Here is a 13811-nt window from a genome sequence, read left to right as displayed (position 1 = left end):
CGCCCGAAGCCTGCTCGAGACCGGCGGCTTCAGACCCCAACTCCTACACCCCCGATTGGGATGAGCCTCCAACGACGCCCGAGTTTGCACGGCTTGATCCTTAAGAGCCTCGCTGATCCGGGACGGACTGGTCCTCGGCCGGCGGGACTTCGGTTCCAACACCGCCGCCTCACCCTCATCGCGGGCGCGAGCACGTAACGCGTAGAACGTTTTCCGCGAGATCTGATGCTCCGCGCAGAACGTGGTCACTGCACCACGCGGAGCATCAGGCGGCCAATGCGCGATCGCGAGACGCACACGAGGATCAACGGGCTCATTCTTCGACATCCGCCCATCCGAACCGACGAAGTGTCACCACCAACAATCGATCGGACTGTCACCGATGTCCTGAGGCAGAACTGTCACCGATGTCTTGCGACATGACACGCGTACCGGTCCAGCCAGTCCTCCGACCCTTCGACGAGCAGGCGTTGTGGGCCTGACTGGCGCTGGAGCTGCTGACCAAGGCAGCGCTTGCCAGTGTCTCCGCTGCTGATCGCCGAGCCGACGGAAGATGGTACGAACCGGCTGATCGCGAGCGGGCTGGTGGAAGGCGACGCGCGGTTCACGTCGGTCCGTGCCAAGACGCTGTACTCCCGCTGCCAGAAGGCATTCAAGCCGTTCGATGCGTCGGAGGCGAAGAAGATCACGTACGCGCGCAACGAGTATCTGCACGGCAGCGAAGCCGGGTTCACCTCGATGCCGCCGAGTGCGTGGTGGCCGCGCTACCGGACTCTTGCCGTCATCCTGGTCGCGGCGCTGGAGTGCGAGGTCGAGGATCTCGTCGGTGCGGACCGTGCCGGAACCGTGGAGCAGCACCTCGAACGGAACAAGAAGAACATTGAGCACCGCACTCAGATGCTCATCGAACGCGCGAAGGAACGGCTGGCGCAATGGGAGGCTGGCACTCTTCCGGCACGGATCGCCGCGCAGTGGACACCGGGTACCGACCTGACGGTGTCGATGAAGTATCGAGAATCGGCCACCTGCCCAGCCTGTGGGCGCGACGGTGAGATCGAAGGTGAGGACGCATCGGACACGAGAGTGCGGTACAAACGGTACAGCGACGAAGACTACGAGGCCGTGGTCGAGTGACAGTCCACGCGGACTACTTCTCCTGCAGAAACTGCGGGCTGGTGCTCGACAACTACGAGCTGATCGACCGAGCAGGCATTGAGACAACCTTCGAAGCGCAAGGGGACGAATCAGACGTCGCTGGTTATGAGGGAGATTACGGCAACGACTGACTCGAAGGCATAGGCGGCGGATCGGGCGCTCAACCCGATGCGCTCAACGGGTTGGCCGGAGCGTGCACGGATGGGACTGAGCCGGCGAACGAGTTGCGGGGCCGGACCCGGGGGTTCTAACGGCGAGGTTCGATCTGCAGCGGCCGACTGGCGTACGCGGGGCCGAGCATCAAGTCCCAGGGAGTAATGATGTCCCGCCGCGGAACCGAGACGCGCGCCTCGCGGTCGACGGCTGCGATGGCGGCGTCCCATTCCCGCCGCTCCGTGGCGGACATTCCGGCGTCCTCGTTGTTCTCATCGCACCAGCAGCCGAAGAGATCGTGTTGCGCAAGGTGGAATCTCCGCCAGGCGAGGATCGGATTGTTCGAACCCAGCCCCGTCGCGATGTGCGCTATGTGCCTGCTGCCGGTGAGAAGTTGCATATCGATGCCGTCGATTTCGAGGGGGCCGTCGTCGTGCATGGCCGAGTGGGCGATCTGGACGAGTTCTTTGTCCATGCCGTACACATCGTTGGCGTCGAGGATCATCCCGAACTGGGACTGCAACAGCGCGGTGTTGTTCCAGTGCTGCACCTCGATGTGGACCACCTTGTCCCCGAGGTAGAAGCTGCGTCCGGGGCTCAGCTGCAGCATCGCGAACGGGTGGATCGGTATATGAAGGATGCCCATTCCGTCGCCGGGCAACCACACATACCCCAGATCCGTGGTCACCAGCGGGAACGTGCTTTCGATGACCGTCCAGCGGGCGTTGAACACGAGGTGGTCGACGGTGCGCCAGAACGCCCGCCAACGTTCGCCGAGCGCATGGGACGAACTGCGGGTGTCGCTTGTTCCGAGTTCGGACCATGCAGGTGCGGCTAGGGATGGGTGGCGGATGAGCAGTCCGGCGACGAACGGTGCGACACCGATGACGAGAAGGTTCGCGTCCACCGCACCGGTTCGGATCACCTGAGCGCAGAACCCTTCCAGATAGCCAAGGACGCTCTCGGTCTTGGTCAGCGTCGGGTCCAGAGAGAGTCCGCCAGGATCACGGCTGTCGTAGAGATTCGCCTTCTTCTTCGATACGCCGACGTTCTGCGCGCGAGCACGCCAGATCGCCGGAACTCCACGTCGCGCCACCCAGACCCGCCGGCGGCGTGGTGCGAGGTTCTCGGCGTGGGGTTGGCCGAAGTAGCCGATGAAACCTGCTGGCATGTAGTGCTGCTTGCCCACCGGGTCATGGTCCCAGGCAGCACCGACACGTGCGCCGACTTGAGGTTCACGCCCGGGCCGGGCAGCTGATGCGCTGTCAGGTGGAGGACCCGAGGTGGTGATCAAGCCATGACAGGTATCGGCTGATCATCGTCTGCCGGTTCTCGGCCGCGTCCGTTGCCCGGACCTTCCCCCACGCACCCCGCCGGTGCAGGCTGTCCCGACCTGCGAGCAGTAATGCGGTGCGCGGGTAGACATGTCCTTGGGCGGCGATTCGGTCGAGCAGGTGCTGCTCCAGTTCGACCAGTGCGGCCACGGCCGCGTGCGCCTCGGCCTCCGAAGGGCGGTAGCCGCGGTGGATCACGTCGTTACGCCGGGTTGCGATGCTCGCGCGCCATCCACCGACCGGGCCGCGGCCGTGGCCACTGGCCCAGTTTCCTTTCAGCCGTGGCGCGAGGACCGAGCCAACGAGTGAGGCGGGTCTGACATCCGGGTCCATGCTCATCGCCGCCGTGGGGGAGGGGTCCGAGGTCAGCACCGCGGTTGCCTCCCACGTCAGCATCCAGGCGGTGTGCTTCAGGAGTATCTCTGCCGCCGCTGCGGCTTTCAGTACGCATTCGACGTAGTCGCCGTCGGTGTCGGCTGCCCGCATCGTATCCAGCTTGAATTCCAGGTACATCTCGGCCGGTTCGCGGGACCAGCCAGCCAGGATGAGCTGCTGCGCCTGCGCGGTCTGTTCGGGCGTGGCGGGGGAGGTGGCCCGGAAACCGTGTTCGACCACGACGATGTTGCGCGCGGTGTACGAGCCGTCGGCGGTCTCGTCCACGATCAGGTAGAGCGGCCAGACACGCTCGATGCTCACGTTGGGTGTGCGTGCCGCGGTCGCCAGGCGCAACGCGTTGACCGTGTCGTGCAGAAGCCGGAAACACCGCTGGTAGTGGTCGCTGGGATCCTCGCCATGGCGCCACCGGGAGCCGGTGACAGCGACGACCCGGCGGCGCGGAACGCTCTGCAGCGCGGGCGGACTCGAGCCTGTTCCGGTCAGCCGGTTCGCGACAGCGATCAGGTCCTGCAGCCCTTGGCCCATGCCCGCGTCGTCGGTGCCGTCGAAGACGAACAGGCGGCACACGTCGGCGACGCGGCAATCGTCTCCGGCACAACCTGAACGCTCGGCCTGAGCGGCGCACTCTGGCGGGTGGCGGAATATTGACCAGCCGGCGGCAGGTACGGGTACTTCGTCGCGCAGGCTCATCACGTAGTGGCGGCGAAACGGCCCGGCCTCCCCGGCTTCGGTCATGGCCTGATCGTTCCAGTTGGGGCACCACCGCGTTATGTCTTCGCCCGAACGCTGCGATCAGCCCGACTGATCCCGGGGCTTTCGCACCGATCGGGCTGACGACAGCGAAGACAGGACGTTGGTGACATTTGGTGGGCCGTCGCCCACACGCCTGTGGACGACGGCCCGCGGTCATCAGCTTCGGAGCGTCAGCGACCCGGCCAGGCCGCCGGCGCGTAGGCCCAGCCGAGATATCCCCCCGTCGGCGCGGGGCTGCCGAACACCTGGACAGTGCTGTGGTTGCCGCCGCCGGTCCACGCCCCGCCGGAGACGAATGTCCCATTGCCTCGGGACAGCATCACGTGACCGTATCCGTAATCCCACTGCGGACTTTCGGAGAAGACGAGCGCACCGGCCGGGATGCCAGTGGAACCGGTGTGGATCTGTCCCGCGGCGCGCAGCGCATAGTAGGCCGAGATCGCCGACGCGTAGCGTCCCGATGTCCCGTAGGCACGCTCAACGAAGAGCTCGCACAGGCCCGGGTAGCTCATCGAACCGACCTGCGAGTCCGCCCACGCCACAGCCCGGGTCGCTCGCGTGGACTGTGGAGCGCACGCGGCAGTGACCGGGTTGTCGGATCCGGTGTTGATGTCGACGTCGGCGACCCAGTATCCGTCGCTGACCTTGTACCAGAGGTTGTCCCAGCCGCCGGGGATCCAGGGGCTGTAGTAGCCCTTGACGTATTGGCCGCGCGAGTAGCACTGCAGGTTCAGGTGCGAGCCCTTGCCATACCAGCCCACCTGTGTCGTGTTCAGGGTGGGGCCGGCCATCCGCTGGGTGGTGGCCATCACCGTGTCGTTTGTGGTCGACGCGTGGGCCGAGGTTGCCGTGTTGAGCTGTACGCCCGCCACAGCGACCGAAGCGGCCGCCGCCAGCGCCGCGGCTTTGGCCAGCTGCCGTGGAATCCGGATCGCCTGCATGGGAATCCCCTTTCGTGACAACCTTTTCCGTGTCTCCCGCCCCCGCTGGGCCGGCGGTGGTTGCTGGCACCAGGATCGCCTCGGCGGCACGTCGTGAACACCCGGCGATAGCCAGGCTTCTTGCCCTCGACGCCCGTGGGGTGCGGGCAACCCGCGGGCTCGTCGGGTGCGTCCACCCGTCGAATCGAGGGTTCCCACAGGCCATGGTTGCCAGCAGAATCAGCACATGCTCGCCTCCGTCCTGCGACCGATTCAGCGGGCGGGTGTGTGGACCGACGGCCGGGCACGACAGGCGTCGGAGGCGAGCATCACCGTGGTGGCGGTGGTGGTGCGCGGCGTGGTGGTCATCACTGCGCTGGCCTCCGCGCCGGTCGCGCTGCGCACCACCCGCGACGATCTGGCCTATACGACGGTCGCGGTGCTGGCGTTGCTTGTGTCGTGCGGATTATGCGTCGACGCCCTGCGCAGGGCCAGGATGCGGGCCAGGCCGTGGGGTGTGGCTGACCTGGTGACCTGCCTGCTGTCCATCGTGGTGTGCAGTTCGGTCTCCTCACAGAGCACTTCGTGGATGCTCGGTCACTTCGACATGCCCTACGCGATCAACGCCGCTTCCCTGGCCGCGGGGTGGACCCGGTCCATGAAATGGTCACTGGCGATCTCGGCGACGATCGCAGCCACCCTGGTGGGGACCGCGGCGCTGTCGGACACGAGAACACTCGCGGTGACGCTGAGCTCGGCCTGCAACGTCGTGCTGTTCGGAGTGGGCGCGGCGATCGGTGCGGGCTATCTGCGACGACTCGGCGCGAGCTTTGACGAACTGCACCAGGAGATGCTCACTGCGACCAAACTACTGGAGCTCGACCGGTACCTGATGCAGGTCCACGACGCGTCGACGATGCTGCGGATGCTCGCCGACGAGGGCACGCCCGCCTCGACGCTGCCAGCGTTGCGCCAGCAGGCTCGCAAGGAGTCGCTGCGGCTGCGGGCGTATTTCATGAAGAAGGGGGCACCGGAACCACCCGGGTCGCCGGCGACTCTCGCCGGCGTCGTGCGTGCCGCGACCGAGGGCTTCACCGACCTGCCACTGGTAGTCCACACCGCGCTCGCCGAACAAGTCGCGCTCGGCCAGAAGCCGGCGCTGCTGCTGCTGCAACGAGCAGTTACCACCCTGCTGTACAACGTCCGGATTCACGCCAACGCGCGTGCGGTGACGGTGCACGCCGACCAGGAAGACCATGAATGGGAACTGACGGTCCACGACGACGGTGTCGGCTTCGAACCCGGTCCGTCCTCGTTCGGATTCGGGCTGCAGGAACAGGTATTCACCGCTCTGCAGTCCCGCGGAATCGGAGTGCGATTGGACTCGAGGCCCGGGCACGGCACCCTCGTCACGATCACCGGGGTCGTCAATGGCTGACCCGCGAACGCGCGTTGCGCTGATCGACGACCTGGCAGTGGTGCGGTCCGGGTTCGCCATCACCCATCCGGGCCTCGACGTCATTGACACATTCGCAGATACCGAGACCTTCTTGCGGAATCCGCCAGACGTTGACGTCGTGCTGGTCGATCTCAAGCTTGCGACGGGCGCGGCGGCGGGCGTCCAGCAGGCCCGGCCGGCGATCCGGTCCCTGGCTGCCGCAGGACACGTCGTCTGCATCTACACCGAGGAGACCCGCGACCCGGTGCTGGCGCTGTGCCTGCGCGCGGGGGCGCAAGGGATCACCCACAAGTACGACCCGCCGACGCTGACCACGCAGAACGTCGACCGGGTGGCCGCCGGTGGCTTCGTCATCAGCAGTTCGCTGGTGGGAGTGGCCGAATTACTGCAGCGGCACGGCAAGCTACCCGACATCACCGACAAGCAGCGCCAGGTGCTGCGGCTGCGGGCACGCGGCATCGGATGGAGTGACATCGCCGACCAGCTGTACATCGGCGTCGCGGCGGCGCACGACCGAATGAACGCGGTCAACGAGAAGTTCGCACGCTACCTGCAGTCGGCAACGCCGGCCGATATCGAGCGCGAATTTGGCCTCGGTACCGGAGACCTTCTCGACGACTGACGACCTGGCCCGAAGTCGTCGACGATGAGGGATACGTCGGCAGCGTTCAGTGGCGCGCCAGGCCCGGGCCTCATCAGAAGCTGTCCATCGACCAGACTGCTCTAGCTAATTCCGTGTTGCCGCCTAGGCGGTCTTGTGGCACGCCGCGACCAGAGACGTTCTGGAACGTGTGACCCCACAGAAACGGAGGACGCTGTCGGTAGGCCCTCGTAGTATCCCCGGACATGACGATGGTCGACCGGCGGAAGGTTGCCGACAAGCGTGCCATGGCGATCGTGCTGGGCTACGAACAACTTCACCGAGACCCAGTGTTCGATGTACACGAAGGCCTCAGCCAGGACGCGGACCGCATCCGCGAGGCAGCATCAGGCATAGACGTCAAGGATGTCCGTCTGTCGGCGGACGTGGTTGCGGGGGTCGCGCGGCAGGCTAGAGTCATCGAGGTCAAGAGCCGCGGCAGCAAAGGACCAATCCACGTACTCGACCGGCAGAAATGGACGTTCGAGACCCTCGGCGACCGCGCCTGGCTCTACGTCGTGTGGAACGTGACCCAGCCCAGCGACTACGAGCTGTGGGCGGTGCAGGACCCGAATCGGATGCCCTGGGTCATCACCAGACCGAACGAGCGTGAGCGCGGCACCTTCCGCGGCGTGCAACATGAAGCCATATACAAGCTGACGGACGACGACATCAATCGACTCGGAACCCAGCTCGACCTCACCGGCGTCACGCTCCCACCCAAAGAGTGACGCGTCGTACCTACACTCGTTGGCCATGCGGCCGATCGACAAACCAACCGCGGCGAGTCTGATCAAGCCGCTGTCGCACACCCGTGACTTCACACCGCTGGCGTCGGTGCTGCACGTCCTGGGCACGCCGGCCCGGCTCGAAACGGTCCAGATGCTGATGGGCGGGCCAGCCACGGCCGCGCAGCTGCCGGCCAGACTGGACGAGCTGCACATGCTCGAAGAGATCGGGCTGGTCACCTCCAGGAGGATCAGCAGACAGCGCCTGGAGTGGCGACTGAACCTGCCGGCGCTGGAACGGCTGTCGCGCAGCCTGTGGGAGGCGAAGTAGCGCCTCTCCAGCCAATGCTGTTGCTGGTCTCGTGCCATCGTCGAGATCAGTGTGCGTCGGGGCTGCCCCAGGTGCCCTACCGCACCCGGCGCAAATGGTGGGGGACCGCTCTGGTCAGCACATGGTCGGGCGAGGACGATTAGAACTTTCCAGTGACCGGGTCGCGAACGAATCGGTCGCGCTCGGCTGTGCTCGTCGGTCCGGTGTGGTCGTCCCGCGGTCGCGTCCCGGCAGCTTTCGACCGATCGGCGATGCCAAGCGTTTCGCGCATGAAGCTTTTGCCGTCGGCGAACGAGCGTCGGTCGGTGAGTGATGGTAAGCGACTCCCGGTTGTGCGCCCGGCTGTGCGTGCTGATGGGTGAAACCGTGTTTGGGCACTGCCGTACATTGTTCAGCTGCCAGTCCGCGCCGGCCAGCTTCATCTCGTCGGCGAGCGCGACGACATCCTCCATCTGGATCTGGGGGTCATCGGCACCGTGACCGATCAGGATTCTGGCGGCGATATCGCCGGGTCCGGCCCGCCTGGCGGCGCGGTTGCCGGCGACGCCTTCGCCGTACATGTCCGCAGCCAGCACGACGTACCCGAGTTGGGCGTAGCGGCGGGACTGCGTGCGTGCTTGTCGAGACCAGCCCCGCCGTGGATTAGCAGAACTCCACGTCGGGGATCCGGCTCTGCCTGGTTCCAGGAGAGCACGCCGGCCACGTTGGGCACGCTCGACCAGGTGTTGGAGCGCCTCGAGGTGGCGATGGCCGACACCGAAAACCGCTGGGCGAGATTAGGGGAGATTAGGGGGCACCTTGAGGCGAACAGCTCGGTGGTGGCCCATCCGTGCGAGAGCGGGAGTCAGTGGTCATGCGGTGGATAGATCACGTCGATGCCGAGCGGATCGTTCGTGCTCTCAATATGATTGGTGTGGAGGAACTCTCGCAGCGTGCTCTCAAGCTGCGATGGGGCGCTGGTTGTCTGCTCGGTCCGCACAGTTCGCCTGGTCGTGGTTGTGGTCAGGTCAACGTCGTGGTGCGGGCCCATCGTCGCCGGCGGATGGGGGTGGCACGTCTCGATGTCGACTTGTTCTCGGCGTATCCGCGGATTCTCGCTTCACATACACTTTGCTGTCCGGGTCGGGGGGCAACCAACCGGCGGGGTCGACGCCCGCTGCAACAGCAAGGCCGATCAGGTTGGCCAGCTCGTAGTGTCCCGGCACCTGTTCGAGAGCGAGTCGCGCCTGCATGCCGTCACCGCTGAGCCACAGTCCGAACGCCGTCAACGAGGCAGCGGGTGCGCGCGCTTCCTCAGGGCTTTGGGTCATGATCCCTTTCCAGAGCGCGGCGTGCGCGGCTGCGTGCTCGTGGGTGATCTCCGTGCACACGTGGTCGCGCAGTGGGATGACCTGCACGTCGCACAACAGCCGTGCGGCGTCGGACGTTTCCGGGAGTCGCCCGGTCGAGACGAAATTCACGATGGTGTGTGTCATCCAGCGCTGCTCATTGATCAGGGATCGTCGATCCCGGCCTGCCATCGCTGTGTGGTGGAACGCGTCGTTCATCGCCGCCGCTAGGTCCTTGCTGGGCGAGGGCTCAAACGACGCGCGCAACTGCGCCATCGAGTCATACGGTCGGGCCTGTCCCTCGTGGATAAACTCGACAGCGATGCGGTCGCGGTCCGTCTGGCTGACCGTCCCAACGTCGCCACTGTCGAGGTCCACCCAGGTATATCCGTCGGTCGCGACGCGCGTCCACACGTGGGCGCCGCTGTTCTGCAGCATCTGCGCTACCACTGACGAGGAAGTTTCCGCTCGCTCGTGATTGGCGAACGCAACGATGGCGACGCCGACGCCGTCATACCTTTGAAATTTGCGTGCTTCGTCGACCCACACGCTCTGATCATCGGGGACATGGCAAAGCATCGTCGGGCGGCGCGAATCGTCCTTCTGCAGCGGCATCACGACGAGCACATCTTCGGGACGGGCGCCGAGGAGGTGCGGCATCAGGGCGACCAGTCGCCCGTTGTCGATCAGGAGTTGCTTGTCGCTCATCGAACACTCCTTTCTTGTATCGGTGATGCGGATCCGTTGAGCGGATCCATCACCCACAGGGCGCTGCGGCATGGTGTGCGCTCAGGCAACGTGGGCTCCGACGGAAATACACCAGTCGTCGGCCGATTGCTTGATCTTGGTCAGTGTCCGAGCGGTTGTGTCACATTCACCGGGCGGTCGGGGTCGCGCTGCGGGTGGCGGTCGAGCTGGCGACCGGCCGCTGCGGCGATACCTTCGCCTTCGGCCAGCGACAGGAGCCGACGACAATCAGGTCACGGAGCGGTGGTGATCACCTTTGCCATGGCGTCGATCTGGGCCTGAAGTCGATCGGCTACGGCCTTGTCACGTTCGGCGGTTGAATGCTGATACCTGAGTGCCATGGTTGGCGTGGTGTGCCCTAGTCGGTGCTGCATTTCCTTCGGAGTCGCTTCTGCCTGGTCTCCAAGCGAGGCGGCAGTGTGCCTCAGGTCGTGCCAGTGAAACGCCGGGCGCCCGATCTCGACACGAGCGCGGTAGAAGCCGTAACCGTTCTTCGCGTACTTCTTCCGGCCTCGCTTCTCGATGCGCGGCTTGCTGCCGTACAGCGCGGAGGGTGCCAAGACCTCGCCATTGTCGGCTGGGAACACTAGCGAGTCTGCGGCGCTGGCAACTGTCTTCAGGTGGTCTGCGAGTGCGTCTATCACGACGGTTGGAACCGATATCGTCCGCTTGCCTGCGTTGGTCTTCGGTGCGCCAACGGACTTGACGCCGTTGGTCCGGGTCGCGCCACGGGCGATCCGTACGGTGCCCGCCCTGAGGTCGATATCGCGTCGACGTAACGCGACCGCCTCACCGAAGCGGAGACCGCCAAGGCCACACAGCAACGTCAGTGCGTAGTGCTTGGCGGGCATCGCATTGGCGAGCGCGAACAGTTCGGCGAGAGTCAGGGGCTCGGGCTCGTGCTTGACCTGCGCGATGCCACCGCCTTTGATTCGACAAGGCGACTTTCCGATCACGTCGTTATCGACCGCGTGGTTCATGATCGATGCTAGAACTTGATACGCACGGGCTCGTGCGGTCGGTGTCTTCTGCCCATACGAGTTGAACCAGGCGCGAACGTCTGCAGTGGTGATCGCGTCGATAGCGAGATCTCCGAACGTTGGCAGTAGGTGTCGTTTGAGCGCCAGTGTGTAGGCCGCGTGTGTGTTCGCTCGCAGGTCGTGTCGACCGTCGAGCCACGTCGTCGCGTACGTCCTGAAGATGTTCTGTGCCTCCGTGGCTTTAGCTCGCTTTGCAGCGGCGGCTCGCACGGCCGGAGGCGTCCAGGAGTCGGAACTGATGAGTCTCTTCTCGGCCACGAGCCAGGCGCGGGCATCGGTCTGTGTCAGGTAGGTATGCGGCGCCAGGTGCAGCGAGCCGAGATACTGATACCTCGCGCGGAACTTGCCGCTCGGGAGCTTCTGCACGCGTCCGAAGTCGCTTCTAGCCATGTGGTCGCTTGCCTCCACGGGGTCACTTACTGGGTCACTTCTAAGAGTATCTCTGTCACGTAGCGTCCACCTATGACCCTAGGCCTGAAAGTGCAAATAGCGCTGCAGCACAGCATGATTGACACATATCAGCAGGTCAGGCCGTGAGTGACCTTATGCTTGAGAGCCCCCTCCCAAAAGGGTTCGATCCCAGTATCGTCCACCAGCTCGAAAGCCCCTGATCCTCGCACCGCGAGGTCAGGGGCTTCGTCGTTTCAGTCCCGGGACCTCACGCCTTGCCGTGCACTTTTCCGGGCAGCAACTGCTCGAGGGCATCCTGCAGCTGGCCGGGGCTGTTGGCACGGTAGAGGTCTACCGTCGACGAACTGCCGTCGGTGAAGGTCAGAGTCAGTCGGCGGAAGGGACCTCGATTGCCGACCTCGACGTCGGCGACGGACGACAACGGGACGTCGCCCTTGAACGAGCGTGGCTTCGACGAGAACGAGCCGGTGTCGAAGAACACCAGGCGTTGATTCGTCGCGCCGACCCAGAACACCTGGAGTTGGGGGACCCCGGCGGCGATCCCGGGCGACGCCTTGCCCTCCATCTGACTGGCTGCGACAGCACCGACGACTCCGCCGACGGCACCTCCCACAGCACCCTTGAGGACGGCGTTCTTCCCTGCGGCCTTACACCCGCCGATGAGCTGCTCGTCCGGGTTCAGCTGTCCCTCCATCGGTTTGGTGAGACTCTTCTTGCCGTCGGCCATCGTGTACCTCCCGATTCCATGCAGCCCGCAACGACTGCCCCCTTGTATGACGCCGTACGACGCCGTATGACGCCGTATGACACCGTATGGCGACCGCCACGTTACCTGCCGACCGCCTCCGTGAGGCCGTTGACGGCGACGATCAGTGCCGACCATGCGGCTGATGTCGGATCACCCCAGGAACGGTGGTCCGCGCCGCCGATCCTGATGAGCTCCGCATCAGTCGCGTCGACGTCCTGCAGGTGCGCGACGTAGCGCTCGCTCAACTCCACGGGCACGACGTCGTCCCCAGGACCGTGCAGCAGCCGGACCGGCACCGACGGCGTGAGCAGGCTCGGGTCGGTGATCGCGTAATTGTCGGGTACCTCGGCGGGAGCGCCGCCCAGGAAGGAGGTCACGGCGTTGTCGCCGATGCCGAGTTCGGCCGCGCGCCGCAGGTCGGCGATCGGCGCCAGCGCGACCGCGCCGGTGACCTGGATGTTGTCGGCGTGCCACCGGGACGTCGGCGGTAGGCTCGACCGGCTGGCGGCCCACAGCGCGAGTTGGCCGCCGGCGGAGTGGCCGACGACGGTGATCGATCGTGGCACCTCGTTGTGCACGGTCCACTCACGGCCGCTGAGTTGGATCTGATCGATGGCCTGAACGACATCGTCCAGGGCGTCCTGCCAACGACCCTTGCCGCGGCGGTACTCCACGGCTGCTGTGAGGTGTCCGGCCTTCGCCAGTGCGTGACCGGCCGACCATGCCCGCATCCGATCGGCGTCGTCCCAGAAACCTCCGTGCAAGAGCAGGACCAGCGAGTCGGTCGGCTCGGGTGGCTCGAAGACGTCGGCGACCTGGGTGCCCACTGCGCCATACCGCATGGACGCGTCCGGATTCTCGACGTTCGTATCGACACTCATGAGTTAGGTCCCTTCACGGAAATGTTTCTCGAGCAGCACGGCGGTGGTGAGCGGGTCCTCCAGGGGCGCCAGATGGGCGACGCCGTCCAGCACCTCCACCCGTGCACCCGGGGTCTGTGCGGCGAGCCCCCGGTGCTGGTCGGGCGTCGTCACCAGGTCGTCGGCTCCGGCGACCGCGAGCAGCGGAATCTGTATGTCGGACAACCGGTCTCGGACGTCGAACTCGGCCAGCGCCGCACAGGCGAGCGAGTAGCTGAACGCGTCGACATCGGCGACCTCCTCGACCACGGCTCGCGAGTCCTGCGTCGGTTGCTCGGCGATCCTGGTGCCGAACCACCGCTGCGGAGATGCCTGCTGGATCGGGCGCATCCCCTCCCGATGGACGAGAGCGATGCGCTCGCGCCATACGTCGGCGGTCGCGATCTTTGCCCCGCTGCACAGGATGGTCATGGTTGCGAACCGGGCGGGATGATCCAGGGCCAGTTGCAGCCCGACGCAACCCCCGAACGAGTCGCCCGCGTAGTGCAACCGGTTGCTGCCGCCGACCGCGCAGTCCACGGCGCGCAGCACCTGGGCCGCGAGTTCCGCAGTGCTGAAAGGTTCTTCGGTGGGTGCGCTGCGTCCGTGGCCGGGCAGGTCCCAGCCGATGACGCGGTGATCAGGCAGGTGGGCAGCGGTGGCCGCCCACAGGCGTTGCACGCGGGTCCCGATGGAGGGACCGACGAGCACGACCGGTCGATCCGGTGGCCCGGCCAGATGCGTGAGGGTGATCTCCGGAGCTGCCACG

Annotated in this window: 13 protein-coding genes and 1 pseudogene; 5 read left to right on the top strand and 9 right to left on the bottom strand. The window is 65.6% G+C overall.

Annotated features, from left to right (window positions below):
* Positions 1-63: 63 nt before the first annotated feature.
* Positions 64-327 (bottom strand): annotated as a pseudogene (locus IEX71_RS22575) (helix-turn-helix domain-containing protein); the annotation flags it as partial.
* A gap of 192 nt (positions 328-519) precedes the next feature.
* Here IEX71_RS22575 and IEX71_RS15310 point away from each other — a divergent pair.
* Complete coding sequence (locus tag IEX71_RS15310) at positions 520-1134, top strand: hypothetical protein (protein ID WP_188837875.1); 615 nt, start codon at positions 520-522, stop codon at positions 1132-1134.
* A gap of 268 nt (positions 1135-1402) precedes the next feature.
* On the opposite strand, the gene IEX71_RS15305 is transcribed toward IEX71_RS15310, so the two are convergent.
* From IEX71_RS15305 to IEX71_RS15295, 3 genes are all read right to left on the bottom strand, one after another.
* Complete coding sequence (locus IEX71_RS15305; RefSeq protein ID WP_188837874.1) at positions 1403-2479, bottom strand: hypothetical protein; 1077 nt, start codon at positions 2477-2479, stop codon at positions 1403-1405.
* A 94-nt stretch (positions 2480-2573) separates the two neighbouring features.
* A complete protein-coding gene (locus IEX71_RS15300) occupies positions 2574-3773 on the bottom strand; it encodes a hypothetical protein (RefSeq protein WP_188837873.1) in 1200 nt (399 codons plus the stop codon).
* Positions 3774-3961: 188 nt separating this feature from the next.
* Positions 3962-4732 (bottom strand): hypothetical protein, encoded by a 771-nt coding sequence (locus tag IEX71_RS15295; RefSeq protein WP_188837872.1) that lies wholly within the window; start codon positions 4730-4732, stop codon positions 3962-3964.
* Between the two features lie 226 nt (positions 4733-4958).
* Between IEX71_RS15295 and IEX71_RS15290 the strand changes: the two genes are divergently transcribed.
* From IEX71_RS15290 to IEX71_RS15275, 4 genes are all read left to right on the top strand, one after another.
* A complete protein-coding gene (locus tag IEX71_RS15290) occupies positions 4959-6149 on the top strand; it encodes a sensor histidine kinase (RefSeq protein WP_188837871.1) in 1191 nt (396 codons plus the stop codon).
* Positions 6142-6792 (top strand): helix-turn-helix domain-containing protein, encoded by a 651-nt coding sequence (locus IEX71_RS15285; protein ID WP_188837870.1) that lies wholly within the window; start codon positions 6142-6144, stop codon positions 6790-6792. The genes IEX71_RS15290 and IEX71_RS15285 overlap by 8 nt, the downstream gene beginning before the upstream one ends.
* A 224-nt stretch (positions 6793-7016) precedes the next feature.
* Positions 7017-7541, top strand: coding sequence for a protein NO VEIN domain-containing protein (locus IEX71_RS15280; protein ID WP_188837869.1), 525 nt, complete (start codon positions 7017-7019; stop codon positions 7539-7541).
* 25 nt (positions 7542-7566) lie between these two features.
* Positions 7567-7869 (top strand): ArsR/SmtB family transcription factor, encoded by a 303-nt coding sequence (locus IEX71_RS15275; protein WP_188837868.1) that lies wholly within the window; start codon positions 7567-7569, stop codon positions 7867-7869.
* A gap of 1007 nt (positions 7870-8876) precedes the next feature.
* Here IEX71_RS15275 and IEX71_RS15270 read toward each other — a convergent pair.
* From IEX71_RS15270 to IEX71_RS15250, 5 genes are all read right to left on the bottom strand, one after another.
* Positions 8877-9905 carry a DUF4192 domain-containing protein gene (locus IEX71_RS15270; RefSeq protein WP_188837867.1) on the bottom strand — a complete coding sequence of 343 codons (1029 nt, stop codon included), beginning with the start codon at positions 9903-9905 and terminating at the stop codon, positions 8877-8879.
* 272 nt (positions 9906-10177) lie between these two features.
* A complete protein-coding gene (locus tag IEX71_RS15265) occupies positions 10178-11392 on the bottom strand; it encodes a tyrosine-type recombinase/integrase (RefSeq protein ID WP_188837866.1) in 1215 nt (404 codons plus the stop codon).
* 250 nt (positions 11393-11642) lie between these two features.
* The gene (locus IEX71_RS15260; protein ID WP_188837865.1) at positions 11643-12122 is read right to left on the bottom strand and encodes a hypothetical protein; all 480 of its coding nucleotides are present in this window, start codon (positions 12120-12122) and stop codon (positions 11643-11645) included.
* Between the two features lie 101 nt (positions 12123-12223).
* Positions 12224-13024 (bottom strand): alpha/beta hydrolase family protein, encoded by an 801-nt coding sequence (locus IEX71_RS15255; protein WP_188837864.1) that lies wholly within the window; start codon positions 13022-13024, stop codon positions 12224-12226.
* A 3-nt stretch (positions 13025-13027) separates the two neighbouring features.
* Positions 13028-13810 carry an alpha/beta fold hydrolase gene (locus tag IEX71_RS15250; RefSeq protein ID WP_188837863.1) on the bottom strand — a complete coding sequence of 261 codons (783 nt, stop codon included), beginning with the start codon at positions 13808-13810 and terminating at the stop codon, positions 13028-13030.
* Between the last annotated feature and the right edge of the window lies 1 nt (position 13811).

It is taken from the genome of Flexivirga endophytica, assembly GCF_014640635.1.
Classification (GTDB): Bacteria; Actinomycetota; Actinomycetes; order Actinomycetales; family Dermatophilaceae; genus Flexivirga; species Flexivirga endophytica.
The sequence above is the reverse complement of the archived record's forward strand: the minus strand, read 5'-3'. Positions and strand labels throughout refer to the sequence as shown.

Excerpts from the sequence above, each read along its gene's own strand:
- IEX71_RS15295 (WP_188837872.1), bottom strand. The coding sequence starts at position 4,732 with ATGCAGGCGATCCGGATTCCACGGCAGCTGGCCAAAGCCGCGGCGCTG.
- IEX71_RS15285 (WP_188837870.1), top strand. The coding sequence starts at position 6,142 with ATGGCTGACCCGCGAACGCGCGTTGCGCTGATCGACGACCTGGCAGTG.
- IEX71_RS15280 (WP_188837869.1), top strand. The coding sequence starts at position 7,017 with ATGACGATGGTCGACCGGCGGAAGGTTGCCGACAAGCGTGCCATGGCG.
- IEX71_RS15255 (WP_188837864.1), bottom strand. The coding sequence starts at position 13,024 with ATGAGTGTCGATACGAACGTCGAGAATCCGGACGCGTCCATGCGGTAT.
- IEX71_RS15290 (WP_188837871.1), top strand. The coding sequence starts at position 4,959 with ATGCTCGCCTCCGTCCTGCGACCGATTCAGCGGGCGGGTGTGTGGACC.
- IEX71_RS15270 (WP_188837867.1), bottom strand. The coding sequence starts at position 9,905 with ATGAGCGACAAGCAACTCCTGATCGACAACGGGCGACTGGTCGCCCTG.
- IEX71_RS15260 (WP_188837865.1), bottom strand. The coding sequence starts at position 12,122 with ATGGCCGACGGCAAGAAGAGTCTCACCAAACCGATGGAGGGACAGCTG.
- IEX71_RS15305 (WP_188837874.1), bottom strand. The coding sequence starts at position 2,479 with ATGCCAGCAGGTTTCATCGGCTACTTCGGCCAACCCCACGCCGAGAAC.
- IEX71_RS15275 (WP_188837868.1), top strand. The coding sequence starts at position 7,567 with ATGCGGCCGATCGACAAACCAACCGCGGCGAGTCTGATCAAGCCGCTG.
- IEX71_RS15300 (WP_188837873.1), bottom strand. The coding sequence starts at position 3,773 with ATGACCGAAGCCGGGGAGGCCGGGCCGTTTCGCCGCCACTACGTGATG.